Origin of the sequence: Bradyrhizobium sp. 613_E4_N2_2, from assembly GCF_052075995.1 — a bacterium.
GTDB lineage: Bacteria > Pseudomonadota > Alphaproteobacteria > Rhizobiales > Xanthobacteraceae > Bradyrhizobium > Bradyrhizobium barranii.
Map to the genome: position 1 here is coordinate 3,588,542 of NZ_CP197234.1, position 24,220 is coordinate 3,612,761.

Here is a 24,220-nt window from a genome sequence, read left to right on the forward strand (position 1 = left end):
CTCGCACCGAGTCCCGCAGCTCGTTCGTCCCTGACACCCATGTCATGAACCTGAAGATGCGATTCAGCTTCCGTTCATGTCGTGATCGCGACACTCCCTCTGCATCACTTGCTCGATAGCCTAGAGGACATGTCATGGAGCGTCGGAACTTTTTGAAACTTGCATTCGGCGTCGCGGCTGGAGCCGCGACGTTGACCGCGACCGCACAAGCTGCGCCGTTGGCGCCGCAGCCGCTTGGTGATCCCGCGCGCGCGCCGCAAGGCAATCCCGACGCTCGTCCCGCCGTCACCACCAGTGAGGAGACCGCGCAGCTCAAGCCCGAGCAGGTGCATTGGCATGGCCACCACCGCCATTGGGGCTGGCGCCGCCGCCACTGGGGTTGGCATCGCCGGCGCTGGCACCGCCACCACTGGTAAGCTCGGCACAAGCCAGGCCTTGAACGGGGATCGCGATTGCGGTCCCCGTTTTTATTCGGAGCCGGCGGATGCGACGCCAGGCGTTCAAAACGAAAATGGCCGCGCAGGCTTTCGCCGCACGGCCATCTCGCGATACGAAAAGGTCAGATCAGATCGGGCGGCAGCGGCCACCCCACCAACGGAAGCCGTACGGGCAGACGCGGGCGCGGGGCACGACGACGACCGGCGGGGCAACCACCACCGGGCCGGGCCGCACAACGACCGCACCGCGCATCGGGCGGCAGCCGCCATAGGCGCCGCGGTACCAGCCGGGGCCGCAGCCACCGGCGGCGCTGGCCGCTTCGCTGAAACCGACGACCGCGCTGGCGAGCATGACGGCGGCAAACAGGTATTTCATGTGATCTTCCTCTTGTCCTTGGGCAGGTTTTTGGGGCGCTTGCGGCGCACAATGAATCAAAAGACACGATTCGACACGTTAAATTTGGGGACGTGCCGACACGTCGCGATCCAAACCTGCCAATCATGACCTGAATGCGGCATGAACATTCTCCGCATGCGGCTTCCGGCGACAGCGATGGCGATGGCGCGCCGTCCCGATGGAATCGGAACGGAGCTCCAGGTTCTTTGTTCTGATGCGTTTCTTTGACGCGAACCGGTATCGACGTCGCTCGAAAACGCTCTAGCGGCCGAGAAAGCCCAGCACCAATTCCTTGTACTTCTCCGGCGCCTCCAGGAAGACGAGGTGTCCGGTGTCCGGGATCACTTCGGCCCGCGCGTTCGGCATCTTGGCCGCAAGCGCTTTCGCGAGCTCCGCGTTCTGGCCCATTTTCGCGCGCAATGCCTCCGGCGCGTTCGGACGGCCCGGCGCGTTGTGATCGTCGGCGCCCATGATGAACAGCGTCGGCTCTGTGATCAACGCGACCTCGTGCGCGACCGGCTCGCGATAGATCATCTGGCCGGAGCTGACGTAGGCGCGCAGCCAGCGCGGATAATCGGGACTGCCTTTGATGTTGAAGCGGGCGTCGACGAACGGCGTGATCGCGTCGTCCGGCAGCTTGATCGCGTAATTGGTCTGGAGCTGCTTGCGGTAGCCGTCGGGTGTGAGCTTGTCCTCGGTCTCGATGATCTTCTCGGTCGGCGTCGGCGGCACGTAGAGGCGGTAGTCTTCCAGCCCGATCGGCGCGGTCAGCACGAGATGGGCGACGCGGTCCGGATAGGCGCGGGCGATGCGTACGCCCAGCATGCCGCCGAGCGAATGCGCGACGACCTCGGCTTTGTCGATCTTGAGATGATCGAGCAGGGCGATGGTGTTGCGCGCCAGATTGTCGAAGTGCAGTTCGCCTTGCGGCTTGGAGGATTTGCCGAAGCCGATCTGGTCCGGCACCACGACGCGGAAGCCTGCCTCGCTCAGCATCTTGATGACGGGCGCCCAGTAGCTCGACGGAAAATTGCGCCCGTGCAGCAGCACGACGGTGCGGCCGTTCGGCCGCTCGGGCGTGACGTCCATATAGGCCATGCTGAGCTGCTCGCCGTCATTGATGACAGGCAGCAGATGCACGGGATACGGATAGGCAAAGCCTTCGAGCGCGATGCCATAGGGCTCGCGCGGGGTAGTGTCGGCGGCGTAAGCGAAAGAGAGCGGGGCGGTGAGGAGGGCGGCGGCAAGCGCGACCGGGAGGAGGCGGTTCATGAAGATCTCGTAATTGGAGCCGTCATTCCGGGGGCACGTCGAACACGCGAACCCGGAATCTTGAAGTTCCAGGTTCGATGCTTCGCATCGCCTCGGAACGATACTGCGCTTAAAGCGATGGATGGCCCGGTCAAGCCCGGCCATGACGGAAGCCGTGGTTCACACGCAAACGTGCGATCTCACGCACCTGGCGTGATCAATCCTTCCCGGTCCCGAACAGCGTCGCAAACTGCTTCTCGCCGGTACGTGTGAAATTCACCACGCGGCTGCCGGGCGTGGCGTCGCGCGCGGCCCATTTCAGCTCGGCGAACCGCTGCATCATGGCGGCGCCCAGCGTGCCGGCGAGATGATGGCGCCGCTCGCTCCAGTCCAGGCAGGCCTTGCACACCGGACGGCGCGGATGGGTGAGCATGTCGGGCAAGATCTGCAAATGCTTTGCGAGGAAGCGCTCGCCCTCGGCCGTCAGCTCGATGTCCTGCTTCTTCTGCCTGACCAGGTTTCGTGTGCGTAGACTGTCGAGCATCTGCACGCCGAGATCGCCGGCGAGGTGGTCGTAGCAGATCCGCGCGCGCCGCAGCGCCGGATCCTTCGGCCCGGTGCGCACGCGCATGTGGCCGGTCCGCGCGGCAAGGCCCGCAAGGCCTTCGAGCACGCCGGCCACGTCATCGTCGGTGAGGCGGTAGTAGCGGTGGCGGCCCTGCTTCTCCGGCTCGATCAGCCCGCCGGCCTCGAGCTTGGCCAGATGCGAGCTCGCGGTCTGCGGAGTGATGCCGGCCTCCTGCGCGAGCTCGCTCGCCGTCAGCGCGCGGCCGTTCATCAGCGCGGTGAGCATGTTGGCGCGGGCGGGGTCGCCGACCAGCGAGGCAATCATGGCGATGTCAGGACCTGATTTCATGCTTCGACGGTAGCCGAAGCATTGCGGTGGAGCAAGGACGTAGTCTGTCCCTGCGAACACGTCATTGCGAGCGAAGCGAAGCAATCCAGTTGCTTCAGCGGCGACGGTGTTGCTCGCGCTTGTCGCGATGAAAAATCAGGGAGCTCACCATGTCCGTCACCGTCTTCATCCGCTACCAGCTCGATCCCTTCAAGCGCGCGCAGTTCGAGGAGTACTCGAAGCGCTGGCTCACCATCATCCCGAAATGCGGCGGCGACCTGATCGGCTATTTCATGCCGCATGAGGGCACCAACAACATCGCGTTTGCGCTGATCACCTTCGAGAGTCTTGCCGCCTATGAGGCCTATCGCGCCCGGCTGCGGCAGGACGCAGACGGCATGGCCAACTTCCATTTCGCGGAGGAGAACAAATTCATCCTCGCGGAAGAGCGCACCTTCCTGCGCAAGGTGGTATTGTAGACCGCCAACGCAAAGGAGACGCCCATGATTGCCGTGATTTTCGAAGTCTGGCCCAAGCCGGAACATCGCCAGGACTACTTCGACCTCGCGGCCGACCTGAAGCCGATCCTGCAAACCATCGATGGCTTTATCTCGGTCGAGCGCTTTGAAAGCCTGACCGAGAAGGGCAAGATCCTGTCGGTGTCGTTCTGGCGCGACGAGGCGGCGGTTCAGGCCTGGCGCAACACGATGGAACACCGGCGCACGCAGGCGAAGGGCAGGGCGAAGATCTTTGCCGATTATCACCTGCGCATCGCCAGCGTCATCCGAGACTACGGCATGAATGATCGCGAGCAGGCGCCGAAGGACAGCCGCGCCGTGTACGACGCGCACTAGCGTTTGCGGGCGCGCACTGGCGCTGCCCAGTGCGCGCGCTTATGTCTGCGCGGCCAACAAGGGAGAGAAACATGCATGTGACAACCGCTGACAAGCGCGCGACGTTCAAGACGATGCACGAGAGCGGCTGCTTCATCCTGCCCAATCCGGTCGACGTCGGCAGCGCCAAGGCGTTGCAGCATCTCGGGTTCAAGGCACTGGCCTCATCGAGCGCGGGCTTTGCCTGGACCATCGGCAAGGCCGACAACCACGTCACGGTCGACGACGTCTGTCAGCATTTGGCAGCATTGTGCTCGGCCGTCGACATCCCCGTGAATGCGGATTTCGAGGGCGGCTTTGCCGTCGAGCCGGACAAGGTCGCGGACAATGTCGAGCGCGGTGTGCGCACCGGCGTCGCCGGCCTCTCGATCGAGGATTCCACCGGCGACAAGGACAAGCCGCTCTACGAGCGCGCGCTGGCGGTCGAGCGCATCAAGGCCTCGCGCAAGGCGATCGGCGACAGCGGAACGCTGCTGGTCGGCCGCTGCGAGGCGTATTTGTGGGGCGTCACCGACCTCAAGCTCGTTATCGACCGGCTCACGGCCTATGCGGACGCAGGCGCCGATTGTCTCTATGCGCCGGGCCTGAAGACGCGCGAGGACATCGCCGCCGTGGTGAAGGCTGTCGCACCAAAGCCGTTCAACCTGCTGATCGGCGCGTCCGGCCTGTCCTTGCAGGAGGCCGCCGACCTCGGCGTGCGCCGCATCAGCGTCGGCGGCTCGCTCGCCCGCGCCGCCTGGGGCGGCTTCATGCGCGCCGCGAAGGAGATGGCGGAGAAGGGGACGTTTACGGAGCTCGGCACCGGCTATTCCGGCGGCGAACTCAACAAGATGTTCAGCTAAACGAAAAGCGGCGGGATGTAAGGTCCCGCCGCTCTCTCATCCTCTCGGTGTCATGCCCCGCGCAAACGGGGCATCCAGTACGCCGCGGCCTCTCGATTCAATCTCCGCCGCTGGTGGAATACTGGGTCGCCCGGTCAAGCCGGGCGACGACAGCTGTTGTCGTTACTTCGCGCCCTCAGACGGGGCGGCCGGATCAGGCGCCGCCGGCTTGCTCGGGGCAGCACCCGTGGTCACGCCGGGTCCGGTGTTGTTGCGCGGCGTCACGTCACGCATGCCGGGAGGCGCGGCCGGATTCGCAGGCGGAGCCTGCTGGGCGGTCTGCGTTGTCGGCGTGTTGCTGGCCTGGTTGCCGGTGCTCGTGTTGTTCAGTCCGTAGAACACGGCACCCAGTACCAAGGCGATCGCCACTGCGAACAAGGCTACCTTGCCGCTGGAGGCGGGGCCTTCGCCAAGCTCGGGATCGACCTGAAGCTCGGCATCCCGTCGCGCCGCACGGACATACTCATCATCGGCGAGATTCGGGCGATACGGATCGTTGGGAAAACGGTCGTCAGCCATCGATTTTGTCTCCTCGATTATTGCGGCTGGACAACCCCTAGATGCGAGATTCTGTTCCGCCCTCCTTAGTGCTTTCGTCGCATGTTGCCCTTGTGCAAGGAATCGGGAACCTGTTCATTTTGGAACAGTTGCGCGTCGGTTCCATCGAAGGGGAAGGGAACAAAGCGATGTGGAGCGTGCCGCCGAGCGATAGCGTGCTGCATCTGTTGTCGCTGGTCGCGGTCGCAGCGCAAGGCATGACCGCCGCGCTCGCGGCCGGCCGCCGGAGCATGGACTGGCTCGGCGTCTGCTTCCTCGGCTGTATCACCGCGCTCGGCGGCGGCACCTTGCGCGATCTCTTCCTCGGGCATTATCCGCTGGCCTGGGTCGCTCATCCCATCTACCTCGCGCTGGCCGGCGGCGCCGCCTTCCTCACCATCCTGATCGCGCGGCTCGTGCACCGGCTGAAGGTGGCCTTCATCGTGCTCGATGCCATCGGCCTCGTGGTCTTCACCATGGCCGGCTGCGACATCGCCTGGCAGACGGGTGCCACGCTGCCGATCGTCATCGTCTCCGGCATGGTGACCGGCTGCGCGGGCGGGGTGCTGCGCGATGTGCTCTGCAACGACGTGCCGCTGCTGTTCCGCTCCGAGCTCTACGCGACCGTTTCGGTGGCGACCGGCCTGTTCTATGCCACCGCGTTCGGCTTGAAACTCAACGCGGAGCTCTGGACCATCTTGACGTTTGTCCTCGGCGTCAGCTTCCGCCTGCTCGCGGTGCACTACAAATGGGAGATGCCGAAATTCGTGTTCACGGAAGGCGAGGAGCGGTAGGGCTTACTTCGCCTTTCGTAGAGTTTGAGCGCTATCGCATCCACGGCGTCATGGCCGGGCCTGTCCCGGCCATCCACGACCTTTGCCACGGCACGAAAGAACGTGGATGCCCGGGACAAGCCCGGGCATGACGACCTCTGGTGAATACTGAGGAGCGTGAACTACTGCTCCTTCCGCGCCTTCGCCACCTGCGCCGTGGTCACCAGCGGCGCGGCGTTGCCCCAGGAATTGCGGATGTAGTTCGTCACGGCGGCGATCTCTTCGTCGGACAATTGCTTGGCGTAGCCCGGCATCTCGCCGCTGTTGGGCGCGCGTGGCGTCGTCACGGTGTGGGCGCCGTCGAGGATGATGCGCAAGCTGGAGGACGGATTGACCGATTGCAGAAGCGCGTTACCGGGCAGCGGCGGATAGATGCGCGGCGCGCCGGAGCCGTCGGCTTCATGGCACGCGATGCAGAGTTTTGCGTAGACGGCCTGACCGGCCTTCATCTCGGCATCGTCGGGCGGCGTCACGATCGTCTCGCGCCGCGACGGCGGCAGGCTCTTCAGATATTCCGCGATGGCGCGCACATCGGCATCGCTCATCTTCGAGGTCGAGCCGACGACCACCTCGGCCATTAGCCCGCCAGCATGGCTTTTGACGTTTCGCCCGCTTTGCAGATACTCGGTGATGTCTTCGACGCTCCATGACTTCAGCCCGGTGCGCGCGGCGCCATCGAGCCTTGGTGCGTACCAGCCGCCGACCTCGTTGCCCGACAGCGCCTGCGCAGTTTTGTCCGCGCCGAAATAGTTCTTCGGCGTGTGGCAGGCGCCGCAATGGCCGAGCCCGGTGACGAGATAGCCGCCCCTGTTCCACGCCGCGCTCTGGCTCTGGTCCGGCTCGAACAGGGCGGGCTTGAAATACATCGCGTTCCAGACCCGCATCAAGCCGCGATGGCCGAACGGCCAGCGCAGCTCCGGCGGCTTGTTGCGGCTTGCGACGGGCGCCAGCGTTCCGAGATAGGCCCGGATCGCCAGCGTGTCGTCCTTGGTCATCTTCGTGAAATAGGGATAGGGGAAGGCCGGGTAATAGTTCGAGCCGTCGGGCGCGATGCCGGTGCGCACCGCGCGGGTGAAATCGGCGTCGGTCCAGGCGCCGATCCCGGTGTCACGATCCGGCGTCAGGTTCGGCGCGTAGATCGCGCCGAAGGGCGTATCGATGCGCTTTCCGCCCGCGAATGGCTTTGCCGGATCGGCGGTGTGGCAGCCCGCGCAGTCGCCGGCCTCGACCAGCGCCTTGCCATAGGCGATCAGCTCCGGCGATGGCTCGGCGGCGCGGGCCGCGCTCGCAACTGCACTGCACAATGCGACAACAGCCAGAATCATTCGCATCGAAAGCTTCCCCTGCGACCAATCGCCCGGATAGGAGCCTCACGTCGTTTCGCGTCGGTGGGGGTATGGTGACACAAATTGAAAATGCGCGATGCCTTTGCAGCCACGAAATTGCGATTATTACCCGGCGCTTCCTTTGGTCCAGATTTGTGATGCGGAGCGTTAAATATCCGACATAGAGTGGCGGAGTTGGTCGGCGCGCCCTAGCTAAAAACAACGGGCAGGCAACGGCTTAAGTGGCCAAACGCTCAAAAGGCCGGAAGAGGACAAGAATGGGTATCAACCAGGGTCCGATCAGTCTCGACCAGAAATACACCCAGGAAACCGGACACGTCTTCACCACGGGCATCCAGGCCCTGGTCCGGTTGCCGATGGCCCAGATCCGGCGTGACCGCGCCAACGGCCTCAACACCGCGGGCTTCATCTCCGGCTACCGCGGCTCGCCGCTCGGTGGCTACGACCAGCAGCTCTTTGCGGCGCGAAAACATCTCGAGCAGTACAACATCAAGTTCCAGCCCGGCGTGAACGAGGATCTGGCGGCGACCGCGGTGTGGGGCTCGCAGCAGCTCAACCTCTCGCCCGGCGCCAAATACGATGGCGTCGTCGGCATCTGGTACGGCAAGGGCCCCGGCGTCGATCGCTGCGGCGACGTGTTCCGCCACGGCAATGCCGCCGGCTCGGCCAAGAACGGCGGTGTGCTGTGTCTGGCCGGCGACGACCACGGTGCAAAATCCTCCACTGTTCCGCATCAGTCCGACCACGCCTTCATGTCGGCTTTGATGCCGTATCTCTATCCCTCCAGCATCCACGAAATGATCGAGATGGGCCTGCTCGGCATCGCGATGTCGCGCTATTCGGGCTGCTGGGTCGGCATGAAGGTGATCACGGAGACGGTGGAGACCACCGCCGAGATCGACCTCACCGACGAGATGAAGCCGTTCATCATCCCGCCCGATTTCGAGCTGCCGCCCGGTGGCCTCAATCTGCGCTGGCCTGACGACCGCTTCGAGCAGGACCGCCGCCTCCAGGACTACAAGGGCTTTGCCGCGATCGCCTTTGCGCGCGCCAACAAGGTCAACCGCGTCACCATGGATTCCCCGAACGCCCGCTTCGGCATCATGGCGTCGGGCAAGAGCTATGAGGACGTGCGCCAGGCGCTGCGCGAGCTCGGGATCACCGAGGAGGTCGCCGCCAAGATCGGGCTTCGCCTCTACAAGATCGGCATGCCCTGGCCGCTGGAGCCCGAAGGCGTACGCCAGTTCGCGGTCGGGCTCGAAGAGATATTCATCATCGAGGAACGGCGCGAGATCGTCGAGAACCAGGTCAAGCAGGAGCTGTTCAACTGGCGCGACGACGTCCGCCCGCGCATCGTCGGCAAGATGGACGAGCACGACAAGCGCTTCCTGACCTTCGCCGCCGAGCTCAGCGTTGCCTCGCTTGCGACCTCGCTCACGGAGCGGCTTCTCCGCCTCAATCTCAACCCCGAGATCGCGGAGATGCTCCGCGCCAAGGCCGACTGGTTCAACGGCCGCCAGGCCACGCAAATGCAGGCGACGGCGCCTGTCTCTCGCGTACCGTATTTCTGCTCCGGCTGTCCCCACAACACGTCCACCAAGGTCCCCGAAGGCAGCCGCGCGCTCGCCGGCATCGGCTGCCACTTCATGGCGCTGTGGATGGATCGCTCGACCGAGACGTTCACGCATATGGGCGGCGAGGGCGTGCCGTGGGTCGGCATCGCGCCCTTCACCAACGAGAACCACATCTTCGCCAATCTCGGCGACGGCACCTACTTCCACTCCGGCCTTCTCGCCATCCGGCAGGCGGTCGCCTCCAAAACCAACATCACCTACAAGATCCTCTACAACGACGCCGTCGCGATGACGGGTGGCCAGCGCCATGACGGCGATCTCTCGCCGCAGCAGATCACGTTCCAGCTCCACGCCGAAGGCATCCGCGAGATCTACCTGGTCTCGGAGGCGCCCGATACCTACCCGGCCGACACCATCGCGCCCGGCGTGAAGCTGTATCACCGCGACGAACTCGACAACGTCATGAAGATGTGCCGCGAGTACAAGGGCACCTCGGCGATCGTCTTCGTGCAGACCTGCGCCGCCGAAAAGCGCCGCCGCCGCAAGCGCGGCCTGATGGAGGATCCCGCACGCCGCGTCATGATCAACCCGGCGGTCTGCGAAGGCTGCGGCGACTGCTCGGTGCAGTCGAACTGCATCTCGGTCGAGCCCCTGGAGACCGAGTTCGGCCGCAAGCGCGCCATCAACCAGTCGTCCTGCAACAAGGACTATTCCTGCGTGAAGGGCTTCTGCCCGTCCTTCGTCACCGTCGACGGCGGCAAGCCGCGCCATCGTGCGCCGGCCGATCTCGGTGACATCGGCGAGCTGCCGGAGCCCGCGTCTCGGCCGACGGTGGACAAGCCCTATAATATCGCAGTCGGCGGTGTCGGCGGCACCGGTGTGCTCACGATCGGTGCGCTGCTCGGCATGGCTGCGCATATCGAGGGCAAGGCGTCGATGATCCTCGACATGTCGGGCCTGGCGCAGAAGGGTGGGGCGGTGCTCAGCCACGTCCGCCTGTCGGATCATCCGGCCGAGGTGACCTGCTCGCGCATCGTCACTGGTACGGCAGATCTCGTGCTCGCCGCCGACGAGGTGGTCGCGGTCGCCAAGGACACGATCTCGCTCTGCGACACCAGCCGCACCCGCGGCATCATCAACAGCCACGTCATTCCGACCGCCGACTTCGTCCTCAACCGCGACTTCAACTTCCAGACCCGCAAGTTGAACGGGCTGCTGGAAACGGCGCTGCACAAGGACTCGGTGTTCTTCGACTTCACCAAGCCGGCCGAGCAGCTGCTTGGCGACAGCATCGCCACCAACATGATGATGATGGGATATGCCTATCAGAAAGGCCTGTTCCCGCTGTCGGCAGAATCGATCGAGCAGGCGATCGAGGTCAACGGCGTCGCGATCAAGATGAACAAGGAGGCCTTCCGCCTCGGCCGCCTCGCGGTCGCCGATCCCCAGCGCCTCGCCGACATGCTGAAGGGGACGGACGAGGTGGTTGCGCCGAAGACGCTCGACGCGATGACGCTGGATGAGGTCGTCGCGCATCGCGCCAAGCACCTGACCGCGTACCAGAGCGGCCGCCTCGCAAAACGCTATCGCAAGCTGGTCGATCAGGTTCGCGAAGCCGCCAAGCAGGGCGGTTATGACGATGCGCTGCCGCGCGCGGTCGCGGTGAACTACGCCAAGCTTCTGGCCTACAAGGACGAATACGAGGTTGCGCGCCTGTTCACCGACGGTGCTTTCGAGCAGCAGCTCCGCGACCAGTTCGAGGGCGACTTCAAGTTCAACTTCAATCTGGCCCCGCCGATCCTCAGCAGTGGTGTCGACGCGCTCGGACGCCCGAAGAAGCGCGCCTTCGGCCCGTGGATGCTGAAGGTCTTCCGCGTGCTGGCGAAATTCAAATTCCTGCGCGGCACGCCGCTCGACATTTTCGGCCGCAGCGCCGACCGCAAGCTCGAACGCGATTTGATCGTGGGCTACGAGAAGGACGTCGCCACCGTGCTCGGCCTGTTGTCGCCGGTCACCGTCGACACCGCGGTCGAGCTGCTATCGCTGCCCGACCGCATCCGCGGCTACGGCCCGGTCAAGGAGAAGGCCGTCGCGGACGCGAAAGCCCGCTACGCCCAGCTCGCGGCCGACCTCGCGAGCCCGCCGCCTGCGCCGAGGCAGATCGCGGCGGAGTAGGGGCGAGCCACGATCTCGTAGGGTGGGCAAAGGCGCAAAGCGCCGTGCCCACCATCTCACCACGATTGAGCCGCAAGAGGTGGGCACGCTTCCGCCTTCGCTCTTCGAGCTACGGCGGACAAGTCGCTTTGCCCACCCTACGATTTCGTCTTTGAAATCAACCACCGTCCCACTGTGCATGGGGTTGTTTTCGCAAAAAAGAAAATCGCTTGTGCCGTCGGGCAAAACACCTTTAGGACTCTGGCCGTCATTGCGAGCGCAGCGAAGCAATCCAGAAATGCCTCCGCGGATAGACTCTGGATTGCTTCGCTGCGCTCGCAATGACGACGCGGTGGCGGAGTGGCCTTCCCGCCGCACTTCGAGATTGCGGTAGCCGGGAGTTGCGCCAACGCGCTGCCCTCTCGCCCGACGGAATATTTCCGCGCTTGCCAAGCTGGCCCCCGCGGTTCAGAAAAACGGAGCAAGAAGAAACGCGAGCGCGGAGACCTGACGTTTTGACCATCAAGGGCAAGGCCTACATTGCCGGGATCTACGAACACCCGACCCGGCATGCGCCGGACAAATCCACCGCCCAGCTCCATGCCGAGGTCGCCAAGGGCGCGATCGAGGATGCCGGGATCAGCAAGGACGACGTCGACGGCTATTTCTGCGCGGGCGACGCCCCCGGCGGCGCATGGCCGATGGTCGATTATCTCGGCCTGAACACCAAAAAACTCCGCCACGTCGATTCCACCGAGACCGGCGGCTGTTCCTACATCATCCATCTCGGCCATGCCGCTGAAGCCATCGCGGCCGGCAAGTGCTCGATCGCGCTGATCACGCTCGCGGGCAAACCGCGCACCGGTGTGATGCCGCCGCGCGCAGCCGGCGCGGAAGCCGATTTCGAGTCCGCTTACGGTGCGACCACGCACAATGCCTATGGCATGTGTGCCATGCGCCACATGCACGACTATGGCACCACCAGTGAGCAGCTCGCCTGGATCAAGGTCGCGGCCTCGCATCACGCGCAATACAATCCGCACGCGATGCTCAAGGACGTCGTCACCGTCGAGGACGTCCTGAACTCGCCGATGATCTCCGATCCGCTGCACCGCATGGATTGCTGCGTCGTCTCCGACGGCGGCGGCGCGCTGATCGTGACGACGCCGGAGATTGCGAAGAGCCTGAAGAAGCCGCTGGTCAAGCTGATCGGCCATGGCGAGGCGATGAAGGGCCCGCGCGGCGGCAAGGATCTCGATCTCACTTACTCCGCCGGCATCTGGTCCGGCCCGCGCGCGTTCGAGGAAGCCGGCATCACGCCGAAGGACATCAAATACGCCTCGATCTACGACAGCTTCACCATCACCGTGCTGATGCAGCTCGAGGACCTCGGCTTCTGCAAGAAGGGCGAGGGCGGCAAGTTCGTTGCCGACGGCAATCTGATCTCGGGCGTCGGCAAGCTGCCGTTCAACACCGACGGTGGCGGGCTCTGCAGCAACCATCCCGTCAATCGCGGCGGCATGACCAAGATCATCGAGGCGGTCAGGCAGCTGCGCGGCGAGGCGCATCCGAAGGTGCAGGTCAAGAATTGCGATCTCGCCATCGCCCACGGCACCGGCGGCCTTCTGGGCGTTCGCCACGCCGCCTCGACGGCCATTCTGGAGCGCGTGTGATGAGCGAAGCGAAAAAGTATCCGGCACCGGTCACGAACCCCGAGACCGCTGCGTTCTGGGACGCGGCCAAGCAGGGCAAGTTCATGATCAAGCGCTGCACCGCGTGCGGCGAAGCGCATTACTTCCCGCGCTCGATCTGCCCGTTCTGCTATTCGGACAAGACGGTGTGGGAGGAGAGTTCGGGTGAGGCCACGATCTACACCTGGAGCCTGATGCGCAAATCGCCGACCGGCCCCTATGCCATCGCCTATGTCACGCTGAAGGAAGGGCCGTCGCTTCAGACCAACATCGTCGACTGCGATCTCGAGAAGCTCAAGATCGGCCAAAAGGTGAAGGTGGTGTTCAAGCCGACCGATGGCGCACCATTGCCGTTCTTCACGCCGGCGTAATTTCTTCCTTCCCCCCTTGTGGGGGAAGGTGGCGCGAAGCGCCGGATGAGGGGTATCGCTCCGCAGAGGGACTCTCTGTGCGGAAGCAACCCCTCACCCAAATGAGTTTGCCGCACGGCTCTCGCGGCCCTCTCCCACAAGGGGAGAGGGCACATTAACGAGCGCCGCTGCTCGCGGAGAGACCGGGAGGAAACCAGAAAAATGTCCGCCAGATACGAAGAACTCAAAGGCCTCAAAAATCTCGGCCAGAAATACGCCTATGGCGATCGCGAAGTCATGCTCTACGCCTACGGGATCGGCCTCGGCGCCGATCCGATGGACGAGAAGGAGCTCGCCTTCGTCAATGAGGGCACGCTGACGCCGCGGCCGCTCAAGGTGGTGCCGACGTTTGCGTCCGTCGCGGCGTGGGGCTCTGGGCCGGGCGAAATGAATCTCAACCGTGTCATGGTGGTCGATGGCGAGCGCGACATCACCTTCCACCAGCCGCTGCCGGTCGCCGCGAACATCACCGCCGATTCCTCCGTGGTCGAGGTCTACGACAAGGGCAAGGACAAGGGCGTCGTCATCAGCCACCAGACCGTGCTCAAGAACGAGAAGGGCGAGAAGCTTGCTACTCTCGTTGCCTCGCGCTTCGCCCGCGGTGACGGCGGCTTTGGCGGGCCGAACCTGACCCAGCCCGATCCGCACAAGATACCCACGCGGAGCCCCGACAGGACCATCGACATCGTCACGCGCCCCGACCAGGCGCTGGTCTATCGCCTCTGCGGCGACCGCAACCCGCTGCACAGCGATCCCGAGTTCGCCAAGAAGGCCGGCTTCCCGCGCCCGATCCTGCACGGCATGTGCACCTACGGCATCACCTGCCGCGGCGTGCTCCAAACCTATGCCGATTACGACGCCTCTGCTTTCCGCCAGCACGTCGCGCGGTTCTCATCGCCGGTCTATCCCGGCGAGACCGTGACGATGGATCTCTGGAAGGACGGCAACGTGATCTCGTTCGAGGCCAAGGTGAAGTCGCGCGGCGTCACGGTGATCAAGAACGGCAAGACGGTGCTGGGTTAGGGCGGTCTCGTGCCCCGGACGCAGCGCAGCGCTCCTTAGCGGTGCGCTGCAGAGCCGGGGCCCAGAGAATGTCGAACGAAGAATGGGTCCCGGCTCTGCGACGCAGCGTTTCACGCTGCATCGCGTCCGGGGCACGAAAAACAAAAACAGGGAGAGGCCACCATGGGACTACTCGACGGCAAGGTTGCGCTGATCACCGGCGCGGGCGGAGGGCTCGGTGAGGCCTACGCAAAACTGTTCGCGCGGGAAGGGGCGTCCGTCGTCGTCAACGATCTCGGCGGCCCCCGTGACGGCTCCGGCGCCGACAAGTCGATGGCGCAGCTCGTGGTGGACGCGATCATGGCCGAGGGCGGCAAGGCGGTCGCCAACGGCGCCGACATCTCCACCATGGAAGGCGGCCAGTCGGTGTTCGACGACGCCATCAAGCACTTTGGCCGCGCCGATATCCTGGTGAACAACGCCGGCATCCTGCGTGACCAGACCTTTTCCAAGGCGTCCGAATCCGACTGGGACAAGGTGATCAAGGTGCATCTGAAGGGCACCTTTTGTTGCACCATGCCGGTGTTTCGCTGGATGCGGGAAAACGGCGGCGGCGTCATCGTCAACACCTCCTCGACATCAGGGCTGATCGGCAATTTCGGTCAGACCAATTACGGCGCGGCCAAGGGCGGCATCTGGGGCCTGTCCAACGTGCTGGCGATCGAGGGCCGGAAGTACAACATCCGGATCTGGACGCTGGCGCCGGGCGCTTTGACCCGCATGACCGCAGACCTGCCCCGCTATAAGGAGAACCCCGGTGCGGCGCTGGGGCCGGACGGCATCGCGCCGGCCGTGCTATACATGGTCAGCGACTTGTCGGGCGACCAGACCGGCAAGGTGCTGGGCGTGTCCGGGCCCCGCGGTGTGCGCGAAATGCGGATGATGGAAATGGACGGCTGGAAGCCGCCGCACACGGGCTGGAAGGCCCAGGACATCGCCGATCACGCCAAGGAGATCTTCTTCTCCGAGGAGCAGATCAAGATGGGGGCGCGGCGGTTTTAGCTACACTGTCATTCCGGGGCACGACGAAGTCGCGAGCCCGGAATCCATACCCCCGGCTTGTGGTTATGGATTCCGGGCCTGTCCCTTCGGGCCATCCCGGAATGACGAATAGAGAGAGACAAGGAAAGACGATGAAACTGACCGCCGACGCCAAGGGCACCTTCGCAATCGCGCCGACACCGTTCCACGATGACGGCCGGATCGACGAGCGCTCGATCGACCGCCTGACCGATTTCTACGAGGAGGTCGGCTGCGACGGCGTCACGGTGCTGGGCATCCTCGGTGAGGCGCCGAAGCTCGATGCCGCCGAGGCCGAGCAGGTGGCGGTGCGCTTCGTCAAGCGCGCCAAGAAGATGCAGGTGATCGTCGGCGTCTCCGCGCCGGGCTTTGCCACGATGCGCTCGCTGGCGAAGGCCTCGATGGATGCCGGCGCGGCCGGCGTGATGATCGCGCCGCCGCCGTCGCTCCGGACCGACGACCAGATCGTCGGCTACTATAAGCAGGCGGCGGAGGCGATCGGGCCCGATGTGCCCTGGGTATTGCAGGACTATCCGCTGACGCTCTCGGTGATCTTCACGCCTGCGGTGATCCGCAAGATCGTCACTGACAATCCGAATTGCGTGATGCTCAAGCACGAGGACTGGCCGGGTCTGGAAAAGATCTCGACGCTGCGCAACTTCCAGAAGGACGGCTCGCTCCGTCCGCTCTCGATCCTCTGCGGCAATGGCGGACTCTTTTTGGACTTCGAGATGGAGCGCGGCGCCGACGGCGCCATGACCGGCTACGCATTCCCTGAGCTCCTGATCGATGTCGTGCGCCTCTCGAAGGAGGGCAAGCGCGACGCTGCGCATGATCTGTTCGACGCGCATCTGCCGCTGATCCGCTACGAGCAGCAGCCGGGCGCAGGTCTGGCGGTGCGCAAGCACGTACTGCAGAAGCGCGGCATCATCGCCTCCAGCGCCCAGCGCAAGCCGGGCGCGACCATCACGCCGGCGGCGAAGGCGGAGGTCGATTACCTCCTGTCGCGCGTCGCCCGCGTCGACAAGCGCGCCAATCTTGGCCCGCAATCCAGCGCCGCAGGTTAGTTGAATGCCAGAGACATCAGCATCACGCCCGGCTTCGACCATCCTTCTGCTCCGTGACGGCGCAAAGGTCGACGGCAAGAGCCGCGACGAAATCGAAGTCTTCATGATGGTCCGCCATCATCAGATCGAGTTCAACTCGGGCGCGCTGGTGTTTCCCGGCGGCAGTGTCGATGCCGGCGACAACGAGATCGTCGCCCGTGCCGACCTCTATTCGGGCGGCGAGGGCCTGAGTGAATCGGATCGCGGTTTTCGGATCGCCGCGATCCGCGAGACCTTTGAGGAGAGCGGCATCCTGCTGGCACGGGCGAAGGACTCGGGTACGCCGATCGATGCCAAGCGCGCCGGCGAGATCGCCGACAAGCATCGCGTCGCCCTCAACGAGCACAAAATCAGCTTCCTGAGCATCTTGGCCGACAACGGCCTCCAGCTCGCGCTCGACACGCTCGTGCCCTATGCGCACTGGATCACGCCGGAGGGCATGCCGAAGCGGTTCGACACCTGGTTCTTCCTCGCGGCCGCACCGCCCGATCAGCTCGGCGCCCATGACGGCCGGGAGTCGACCGACTCGATCTGGGTGTCGCCGCGCGAAGCGGTGGAGGGCGGCGAGAGCGGCCGCTTCAAGCTGCCGTTCCCGACCACGCGCAACCTGATCCGGCTCGCCAAGCAGGGCAGCGTGGGCGCCGCGCTGGAGCACGCCCGCGGCATGTCGATCGTCACGGTGATGCCTGTCATGACCAAGACCGAACGCGGCCGCCAGCTCCGCATTCCCCGTGAAGCCGGCTATGACGGCGAGGTGTTCGAGGTCGGGGCGGTCGGCTAGGATACTTCGATACTAAACGAAGTATTGACGGCCGCGGACGCGCTAGGTTCCGTCCATCGCGAATGGACGGGACGAGCAAAATGAATCAGGGACGGGACCCCAACATCGCCGTCGAGCTGGCGCTGCTGGTCGCGCTCGCAACGCTCTGGGGCGGCTCCTACACCTTCATCAAGCTCGGCGTCGCCACCATTCCGCCGATCACGCTGATCGCGGCGCGCACCACGATCGCCGGTCTGCTGCTGCTCGTCGTCATGTGGGCGCGCGGCATCAGGATGCCCACGGATGCCGCGACCTGGCAGCGCTTCGCGTTCCAGGCCGTGCTCAACAGCGTCATCCCCTGGACGCTGATCGCCTGGGGCGAGCGTCATGTCGACGCGTCGCTCGCGACCATCCTCAACTCGGCCGGGCCGATCTTCACCTTCCTGCTCACGGCCGTCGTAACGCGCCACGAGGTGACGACGCCGCGAAAACTGTTCGGCGTAGTCGCCGGCATGGCGGGCATCCTGCTGATCGTCGGCGTCGACGCTTTCCACGACGTCGGCAGTGGCCTCGTCGCGGAGGCCGCCATCGTCGCCGCCACCATCTGCTACGCCTGCGCCGCGATCTTCGGCCGCAGTTTCAAAGGCCTCGATCCGATGGCACCGGCCGCGGGCTCGCTGCTGGCGGGCGCGGCGGCGCTGATCCCGGCCTCGCTGATCGTCGAACAGCCCTGGACGCTGTCGCCCTCGCTGAGTTCCGTGCTGGCGCTGCTCGCGCTGGCGACCTTCTCGACCGCGGCGGCGTTCGCGATCTACTTCCGCCTGATCCAGACGCTGGGCTCGGTCGGCACCACCGCGCAGGCCTATCTGCGCGTGCCCATCGGGGTCGCCATCAGCGTCGCCTTCCTCGGCGAAATCCTGAGCCGGACCGCCTGGATCGGGCTTGCCTGCGTCGTCCTCGGCGTCGCCGCCATGACGATCCCGGCCCGGCGGCCGGTCAGCGTCAAAACGTCATAATCAGGTGGGGAGAAGGGCGGCGGACTCGCGATATTAAGGATATTCGGCAGCGCGAGGCATGTTCCCCCGGGGCCGCAAACCATCGTATATTGGGCCTCCAATAGCCCGGTCCTCAAAAGCCCCAATGTCCGCCGAATTGACGCCGACCCCTGAGAAAAAGCGAACATTCTCGCTCTCCATCGGCCAGCTCACCTTCGGCAGCTTCCTCCTGGTGCTGGCCGTGATCATCGTCACCTCGACCGCGAGCGTGATCGCGATCCGGCACATCGATACGACCTTCGCTGAGTTGCAGCGGCTCCAGAGCGTCGGCGACCTCGCCGAGGACATCGACCGCCGCATGAACGAGCTGCGGCTTGCGGCGCGCGATTTCGTCACCGACCCTGGCGCCGGCACCCAGTTCAAGCAGGTCGGCGAGGCGGCCTCGACGCTGAATGACATCCTGAGGAAGACCCGCATCGAGCTCGCGCCCGAGCAGCAGGACATGATCGACGGGGTCACCGAGCGCCTCGCGACCTATCGCAATGGCCTCGAGCGGATCTCGACCCTGATCGACCGCCGCGCCCAGCTGCTCGCCGGGCTGCCGCCGCTGCGCGACCGGTTCGACGTGGCCGTCGGAGCCGCGGCGGACCGCGAGCTCGCCTCCCGCCTGTCGGAGTCACAGAGCCGGATCGCACTCGGGCTGCTCGCGCGCAACCCGTCCGCCGCCGAGCAGGCCGCACAGGGGATGCGGGCGATGGACATCGCGGACGCCAGGCTGAAGACGGCCGTGAACGACTATGCCGAGGCCATCATCGCGGTGGCGGTCCGGGAGCGGCAGATCGCCGATATCGACCGCGAGGTGCTGGGCACCGAGGGCCGCCTGATCGGCCGCGTCACGGAACTCCTGCGCGAGGTCAGCGCCCGGCGCGGCCACGTGCTGTCGCGCGATTTCGCCCGCACGCTGACGGAGGCGCGGTGGCAGAGCATCGTGTTCGGCACCATCGGCGTCTTGATCGGCATTCTCGCGGCCGGCTTCGTGGTGCGGCGGACCGTCCGGCCGCTTGCGAAGATCGCGAGATCCATCCGCGCGCTCGCAGCGGGCGAGAAGGACACTTCGATCCCGTCGGCCGACCTCGACAACGAGATCGGCGACATCGCGCGCGCGGCCGAAGTGTTCCGCCGCGCGCTGGAGGAGGCCGACACGGCGCGCGAGGCGGCGGTGCGGGCGCTCACCGAGCAGCGCCTTGCCGAAGAGAGCTACCGCAAACTGTTCGAGGGCTCGGTCGACGGCATCTACGTCACGACGCCGGCCGGCGATCTCCTCAACGCCAATCCGGCGCTGGCGCGGATGATGGGCTATGACAGCCCGCAGCAGCTCATCGACAGCATCAACGACATCGCCCACACCATCTACGTCCACCCCGAGGCGCGCGCCGAATACCAGCGGCTGATGGCGCGCGACGGCATCGTCCGCGAGTTCGAGTACCAGGTGCGCCAGCGCAGCGGCAACATCCTGTGGCTTTCCGACAGCGCCACGGGCGTGCGGGACGAGGCGGGCAACATCGTCCGCTACGAGGGCACGCTGCGCGACATCACCGACCAGAAGCGGGCGGAAGACGCCATCGCCGAAGGACGGCGCCTGCTCCAGCAGGTCATCGACACCGTGCCCGCGGTCATCAACGTCAAGGACCGCGAGCTGCGCTACGTGCTGATGAACCGCTATATGGCCGGCATCTTCGGCATCGAGCCCGCCGATGCGCTCGGCCGCACCACCGCGGATCTGATGTCGCGCTACGGCGCAGCCAAGACCGACGAGAACGACAAGCGGGTGCTCAGGCTTCGAAAAGGTCTCGGCTTCTACGAGGAGGAGTACAAGGATGCCTCCGGCAATATGCGGCAATGGCTGGTCAACAAGCTGCCGCTGCTCGATGCCGACGGCGAGATCGAGCGGATCGTCACCGTGGCGCTCGACATCGGCGAGCGCAAGCGCGGCGAGCAGGAGATGCGCAAAGCCAAGGAATCGGCTGAGACCGCGTTGCGAAACCTGCGCGAGACCCAGGCCTCGCTGATCGAGGCGGAGAAGCTCGCCGCGCTCGGACGGCTCGTCGCCGGCGTCGCCCACGAGGTCAACAATCCCGTCGGTATCAGCCTCACGGTCGCATCCGCGCTGGAGCGCAAGACCGCGATGTTCACCTCCGAAGTCGAGCGCGGCGAGCTCCGTCGCTCCACGCTCAACGACTTCCTCAACACCAGCCGCGATGCGTCCTCGCAGCTCGTCTCCAACCTGAACCGCGCGGCCGAGCTGATCCAGTCGTTCAAGCAGGTTGCGGCCGACCGCAACTACTCGGACCAGCGCAGCTTCGATCTCGGCGACCTCACCGAGCAGGTGGTGATGAGCCTGCGGCCGGGCTTGCGCAAACACAATCTGACGCTCAACGTCGAGTGCCAGCCGAGCCTGACCATGAACAGCTATCCCGGCCCGTATGGCCAGGTGCTGACCAATCTGTTTCTCAATTCGGTGGCGCACGCCTTCCCGGACGGCCGGCCGGGGATCATCGACATCCAGGTGCGCGAGTCCGGCAAGGACAATGTCGAGATCATCTTCTCGGACAATGGCTGCGGCATGTCGCTCGACGTCCGCCGCCGCGCCTTCGATCCGTTCTTCACGACGCGGCGCGACCAGGGCGGCACCGGCCTCGGACTGCACATCGTCTACAGCATCGTGACGAACCGCCTCGGCGGGCGGCTCGATCTCGATTCCGAGCCGGGCGAGGGCACGCGCATCCAGATCATCCTGCCGCGTACCGCGCCGCTCGAGCAGGCTGCGGAATAGTTCCGCGCCTAATCAGCTTCCGCGAGCTTGTGCAGCGTGGCGCCGAAAATCAGGCTGGCCTTGCCGACGAGCGCTGTGCCCGTCATCTCCGCGCGGGTGTCCGTGTAGGTCCCGCTGACGCCGATGCCGACCGGGGCAGGGCCGCCGAACAGCGGATTGTCATCGCCCCGCGGCGAGGTGTGCCGTTGCACCAGCACCTCGCCCTTGAAGGTGTGGTCGTCCTTCACGACGTAGCTGCCGGTGTAATAGAGGTACGCATCGCCGCCAAGGATCTTGCCGTCGCGAAAAAGAATCACGCCGCTGCCCTTGCCGACTCGACCATCGAGCAGGTTCACGTGAATCGAATAGAGGCCGTTCTTCATCACGTCCCACAGGCCGGCCGCCATCGCCCAACGGCGTAACCGGTAGAGCTTTTATGCCAAAGCGCGTTCCCGCGCGCAACGCGGCAGTTTGCCGGGCGGCGGTGTGATCTTGCCGCCGCCAGCCGTAGTTGTCCCGGCTTGTCTATGACACCGCCATGACGGTCTGATCATGACGCGAGGCCAGTCGTTGCGAATCAAGTTGGCCCGCGAAATGCATAACCATTGTTGCACTGGCCGCGGGGTGCTGGAGCAAGACAAACGTGAGCAACTGGATCGATTCCGGCGGCGATGAGCCGCGTCTGTACAGTGTGCGTCCCACGATTTGCGAAACACAACGGCCGACTGGCGGCGCGCCACGCTGGCGAAGCATGGTGAGCCTCACTTGCGCCTTGGCTCTGATCGCGCTCGCAGCCCCCTCGGGGCATGCGCGCGACCGCGGCCAGTTCGTCAACACCAATGCCGAATTGAAGGCGTGGTTCGACGGCCTGCGCAGCGGCAAGGGGCCTTGCTGTTCCGATGCCGACGGCTCGGCGCTCTCGGACACTGACTGGGAGAGCAAGGACGGACATTATCGTGTCCGCATCCCGCGCCTGGGCCACGTGCTCGACGGCCAGCAGCAGGAGCTCGTCTGGGTTGATGTGCCCGAAGAGGCCGTCATCTCGGAGCCGAACCGGGTCGGGCGCACCATGGTGTGGCCGATCTACGGCTACATGGGCGTCGCCATCCGCTGCTTTATGCCCGGCAGCATGAGCTAGCCGGGCGACAGCACGCCCGGCCTCTCGTCGACCTCAGATGCGGCGCCGCGTTAGGTGTATTTCTTGTCGCGCTCGAGCAGCTCGATGGAGATGCCTTCCGGGCCGCGGATGAAGCAGATGCGCACGCCGGGCCGGATCGTGGTCGGCTCGCGCGTGAAGGTGACCCCCTTGGCCTTGATCTCGGCCGCGACGGCGTCGATGTCCTTCACGGTGAGACCGAGATGGTCGAGGCCCTGATGCGGGTGCGGCGGCGGCGGGTTGACGGCGTTGTCGCCCTCGAGCGATGCGATGAAGATTTTTGCGCCGCCGAGATTCACGTCGATCCGTCCCGGTGCGCGCACGATCTCGCCGCCGAGGATGTCCCGCAGCCAGGCCGCTGTGGCCTCCGGATCGGGACTGCGCAGATGGACGTGATCCCAAGTGACGACGACTGGCATTTCATGTTCTCCCAACGGGGTCTTCGATGTTGCAGCGCATGTTAGCGGCCCCGGCTGGTGATCGCCACCGTCCTTGCCGACTCGCCACGAGCGCGGGAACCTTAGTTCGTCTCCCGGATTAAGGTAAACAGTGGCCGAGTCCGTCATCGAACGAACTCCGGCCGCGGTTGGTGATACAGCCATGAACGCCAGGTTTGACCGGATCGGGTGGGGACGTTTCGCCGGGAGCGGCGAGCGCCTGGCGCGAGCCGTGACGATCGCGAGCGTCTCGTTCGGGCGAAGCCTGCTCTGGCTACTGGCGGCGATCATCGTCGGCTGCGGGGTGTGGATGCTGCTGCCGCTCTCCAGGGGCAACAGCACCGAGCCGGTGAAGTCTGACGTGGCAACGGTCGAACCGGCACCTCCGGGCAGTACGGCGGCGGTCTCGCCGATTGTCGAAGCTCAGGCGCCAGCTGCGGCAGAACTCGATCGCCTCAAAATCTCATCGCAAACCTGGCGCCGTGGCGGGCTCGGCTCGAAGGCGCTGGTGACGTTCACGCTGCGAAACGACAATGACTATGCCGTTAAGGATCTGGAGATCGTCTGCGCGTTCACGCGGCGCGATGGCAGTCATCTCACCGACCGCAGCCGCGTGCTTGCCGACACGGTAACGATGAAGAGCCGCAAGACCTTTGCGCGTATCCCTGTCGGCTTCATCAACGTTAACGCCGATCAGGCGAAGTGTTCGCTGGTTGCAGCACGGCGCGCGTAACGCCCGGCAGTTCCCGGTAGCGGAAAAGTTACTGTCCGCAGGCCTTGGCCGAAAAACTTGGCGTTGCCATTTGAACCAAGGGCCGGGTGCAGGAACCAATTAAAGTATCGCCGGTTTAAGGCGAAGAGCCCACGCGGGGATGCGGGGGGCGGAGCGTGGCCGATGCCCATTTTCAGGTACTTCGTTTTCGTCGGTGGAGCCTTGCTCGCACTGTTGTTCGTGGCGGATTACGTTCTGCCGTCGCAACCGGTCGCACGGGCTATCGTCACCGCAAGCAACGATCAGCCGCTGATCCGGATCCGGTCGGATCGCCATTTGCCTGAGCGCGTCGTGCTCGACACCAGCCAGCCGACCATTGCCGCACCCGCAGTGAAGACCGCCGCGGTCGTTGCGCCTCAGCCGCCGGCGCAGGAGGCTGCTTCGCCGGAGCTGGCCGAGATGTCGGCCAAGGCGCGGGTGCGCGAGACCTTCGCCCAGTTTACGCCGGCCCCGAAGGCCAACGCCACTGCGGCCAGGAAGGCGGAGGCCAAGCCGCAAGTTCAGGCGCAGGCTCAGCTTCCTCAGGGGCAGACGCCTCAGATCCAGGCTCAGCCCAAGCGCAAGGTCGCCAGGGCGCACCCGGCGCCGCAACAGGGCCGGCCGATGCTGTTCGCGCAGCAGCCCCATTTCGGTCTCTTCAACACGACCTGGTAAGGGTGCCTCCGACCCGTCTCGAATCGAGACGGGGAGGGCTTTTTATTGGTCAATCTCTCTGCTAATTCGAACCGATCCGAACGCCGTCCGGTGCGCTGGCTTGCCAGCAGCGGTCCGGCGCTTCTCGGTTGCGGCCCCATACCCGGG

Annotated in this window: 24 protein-coding genes; 17 read left to right on the forward strand and 7 right to left on the reverse strand. The window is 65.1% G+C overall.

The features are described 5' to 3' along the window. Nucleotides 1–134 precede the first annotated feature (134 nt). Entirely contained in the window at nucleotides 135–416 is a 282-nt protein-coding gene (locus AB7290_RS17060; protein ID WP_028154910.1) for a hypothetical protein, read from the forward strand. A 148-nt stretch (nucleotides 417–564) separates the two neighbouring features. Here the strand turns inward: AB7290_RS17060 and AB7290_RS17065 are convergent, their stop codons facing one another. The 3 genes from AB7290_RS17065 to AB7290_RS17075 all read right to left on the reverse strand — a co-directional run bounded on the left by AB7290_RS17065 (nucleotide 565) and on the right by AB7290_RS17075 (nucleotide 3,001). Further along, the gene (locus AB7290_RS17065; RefSeq protein WP_063982626.1) at nucleotides 565–813 is read right to left on the reverse strand and encodes a GCG_CRPN prefix-to-repeats domain-containing protein; all 249 of its coding nucleotides are present in this window, start codon (nucleotides 811–813) and stop codon (nucleotides 565–567) included. Nucleotides 814–1,095: 282 nt separating this feature from the next. Further along, nucleotides 1,096–2,106: an alpha/beta fold hydrolase gene (locus tag AB7290_RS17070; protein WP_085405475.1), complete on the reverse strand. Its 1,011-nt coding sequence runs from the start codon at nucleotides 2,104–2,106 to the stop codon at nucleotides 1,096–1,098. A gap of 196 nt (nucleotides 2,107–2,302) precedes the next feature. After that, the gene (locus tag AB7290_RS17075; protein ID WP_085405476.1) at nucleotides 2,303–3,001 is read right to left on the reverse strand and encodes an ArsR/SmtB family transcription factor; all 699 of its coding nucleotides are present in this window, start codon (nucleotides 2,999–3,001) and stop codon (nucleotides 2,303–2,305) included. Nucleotides 3,002–3,150: 149 nt separating this feature from the next. Here AB7290_RS17075 and AB7290_RS17080 point away from each other — a divergent pair, with 149 nt between their 5' ends. The 3 genes from AB7290_RS17080 (at nucleotide 3,151) to AB7290_RS17090 (ending at nucleotide 4,715) form a co-directional block, all read left to right on the forward strand. After that, nucleotides 3,151–3,459: an NIPSNAP family protein gene (locus AB7290_RS17080; protein WP_028151164.1), complete on the forward strand. Its 309-nt coding sequence runs from the start codon at nucleotides 3,151–3,153 to the stop codon at nucleotides 3,457–3,459. A 24-nt stretch (nucleotides 3,460–3,483) separates the two neighbouring features. Further along, complete coding sequence (locus tag AB7290_RS17085) at nucleotides 3,484–3,834, forward strand: antibiotic biosynthesis monooxygenase family protein (protein WP_085405477.1); 351 nt, start codon at nucleotides 3,484–3,486, stop codon at nucleotides 3,832–3,834. Nucleotides 3,835–3,905: 71 nt separating this feature from the next. Next, entirely contained in the window at nucleotides 3,906–4,715 is an 810-nt protein-coding gene (locus tag AB7290_RS17090) for an isocitrate lyase/PEP mutase family protein (protein ID WP_063982628.1), read from the forward strand. Nucleotides 4,716–4,877: 162 nt separating this feature from the next. On the opposite strand, the gene AB7290_RS17095 is transcribed toward AB7290_RS17090, so the two are convergent. Continuing rightward, nucleotides 4,878–5,273, reverse strand: a complete 396-nt coding sequence (locus tag AB7290_RS17095; RefSeq protein WP_085405478.1) for a hypothetical protein — start codon at nucleotides 5,271–5,273, stop codon at nucleotides 4,878–4,880. A gap of 167 nt (nucleotides 5,274–5,440) precedes the next feature. On the opposite strand from AB7290_RS17095, the gene AB7290_RS17100 reads away from it, so the two are divergent. After that, on the forward strand, nucleotides 5,441–6,085 hold the full coding sequence (locus tag AB7290_RS17100) for a trimeric intracellular cation channel family protein (protein WP_354115487.1): 645 nt from the start codon (nucleotides 5,441–5,443) through the stop codon (nucleotides 6,083–6,085). 161 nt (nucleotides 6,086–6,246) lie between these two features. Here the strand turns inward: AB7290_RS17100 and AB7290_RS17105 are convergent, their stop codons facing one another. Further along, nucleotides 6,247–7,455: a c-type cytochrome gene (locus AB7290_RS17105; protein WP_085405479.1), complete on the reverse strand. Its 1,209-nt coding sequence runs from the start codon at nucleotides 7,453–7,455 to the stop codon at nucleotides 6,247–6,249. A 272-nt stretch (nucleotides 7,456–7,727) separates the two neighbouring features. Here AB7290_RS17105 and AB7290_RS17110 point away from each other — a divergent pair, with 272 nt between their 5' ends. The 9 genes from AB7290_RS17110 to AB7290_RS17150 all read left to right on the forward strand — a co-directional run bounded on the left by AB7290_RS17110 (nucleotide 7,728) and on the right by AB7290_RS17150 (nucleotide 21,075). Continuing rightward, complete coding sequence (locus tag AB7290_RS17110) at nucleotides 7,728–11,219, forward strand: indolepyruvate ferredoxin oxidoreductase family protein (protein WP_085405480.1); 3,492 nt, start codon at nucleotides 7,728–7,730, stop codon at nucleotides 11,217–11,219. Between the two features lie 494 nt (nucleotides 11,220–11,713). Next, complete coding sequence (locus tag AB7290_RS17115) at nucleotides 11,714–12,871, forward strand: thiolase domain-containing protein (protein WP_039147548.1); 1,158 nt, start codon at nucleotides 11,714–11,716, stop codon at nucleotides 12,869–12,871. Further along, nucleotides 12,871–13,260, forward strand: a complete 390-nt coding sequence (locus AB7290_RS17120) for a Zn-ribbon domain-containing OB-fold protein (protein WP_085405481.1) — start codon at nucleotides 12,871–12,873, stop codon at nucleotides 13,258–13,260. Before AB7290_RS17115 ends, AB7290_RS17120 begins: the two co-directional genes overlap by 1 nt. Before the next feature lie 201 nt (nucleotides 13,261–13,461). Continuing rightward, nucleotides 13,462–14,322 (forward strand): MaoC family dehydratase, encoded by an 861-nt coding sequence (locus AB7290_RS17125; protein WP_085405482.1) that lies wholly within the window; start codon nucleotides 13,462–13,464, stop codon nucleotides 14,320–14,322. 162 nt (nucleotides 14,323–14,484) lie between these two features. Beyond that, nucleotides 14,485–15,363 carry an SDR family oxidoreductase gene (locus AB7290_RS17130; RefSeq protein WP_085405483.1) on the forward strand — a complete coding sequence of 293 codons (879 nt, stop codon included), beginning with the start codon at nucleotides 14,485–14,487 and terminating at the stop codon, nucleotides 15,361–15,363. A 131-nt stretch (nucleotides 15,364–15,494) separates the two neighbouring features. Next, nucleotides 15,495–16,448, forward strand: coding sequence for a dihydrodipicolinate synthase family protein (locus AB7290_RS17135; RefSeq protein WP_085405484.1), 954 nt, complete (start codon nucleotides 15,495–15,497; stop codon nucleotides 16,446–16,448). A 4-nt stretch (nucleotides 16,449–16,452) separates the two neighbouring features. Continuing rightward, the gene (locus AB7290_RS17140; protein ID WP_085405485.1) at nucleotides 16,453–17,268 is read left to right on the forward strand and encodes an NUDIX hydrolase; all 816 of its coding nucleotides are present in this window, start codon (nucleotides 16,453–16,455) and stop codon (nucleotides 17,266–17,268) included. 80 nt (nucleotides 17,269–17,348) lie between these two features. After that, a complete protein-coding gene (locus AB7290_RS17145) occupies nucleotides 17,349–18,263 on the forward strand; it encodes a DMT family transporter (protein WP_441253482.1) in 915 nt (304 codons plus the stop codon). A 124-nt stretch (nucleotides 18,264–18,387) separates the two neighbouring features. Beyond that, nucleotides 18,388–21,075 (forward strand): PAS domain S-box protein, encoded by a 2,688-nt coding sequence (locus AB7290_RS17150; protein ID WP_085405487.1) that lies wholly within the window; start codon nucleotides 18,388–18,390, stop codon nucleotides 21,073–21,075. An 8-nt stretch (nucleotides 21,076–21,083) separates the two neighbouring features. Here the strand turns inward: AB7290_RS17150 and AB7290_RS17155 are convergent, their stop codons facing one another. Continuing rightward, a complete protein-coding gene (locus AB7290_RS17155; RefSeq protein WP_063986297.1) occupies nucleotides 21,084–21,437 on the reverse strand; it encodes a GrlR family regulatory protein in 354 nt (117 codons plus the stop codon). A 260-nt stretch (nucleotides 21,438–21,697) separates the two neighbouring features. Here AB7290_RS17155 and AB7290_RS17160 point away from each other — a divergent pair, with 260 nt between their 5' ends. Further along, entirely contained in the window at nucleotides 21,698–22,192 is a 495-nt protein-coding gene (locus tag AB7290_RS17160) for a hypothetical protein (RefSeq protein ID WP_085405488.1), read from the forward strand. A 50-nt stretch (nucleotides 22,193–22,242) separates the two neighbouring features. On the opposite strand, the gene AB7290_RS17165 is transcribed toward AB7290_RS17160, so the two are convergent. Next, nucleotides 22,243–22,629: a VOC family protein gene (locus tag AB7290_RS17165; RefSeq protein ID WP_085405489.1), complete on the reverse strand. Its 387-nt coding sequence runs from the start codon at nucleotides 22,627–22,629 to the stop codon at nucleotides 22,243–22,245. A gap of 181 nt (nucleotides 22,630–22,810) precedes the next feature. On the opposite strand from AB7290_RS17165, the gene AB7290_RS17170 reads away from it, so the two are divergent. Together AB7290_RS17170 and AB7290_RS17175 are read left to right on the forward strand one after the other, a co-directional pair. Continuing rightward, complete coding sequence (locus tag AB7290_RS17170; protein ID WP_441254532.1) at nucleotides 22,811–23,380, forward strand: hypothetical protein; 570 nt, start codon at nucleotides 22,811–22,813, stop codon at nucleotides 23,378–23,380. 162 nt (nucleotides 23,381–23,542) lie between these two features. Continuing rightward, nucleotides 23,543–24,073 (forward strand): hypothetical protein, encoded by a 531-nt coding sequence (locus AB7290_RS17175; RefSeq protein ID WP_085405491.1) that lies wholly within the window; start codon nucleotides 23,543–23,545, stop codon nucleotides 24,071–24,073. Nucleotides 24,074–24,220: the final 147 nt, after the last annotated feature.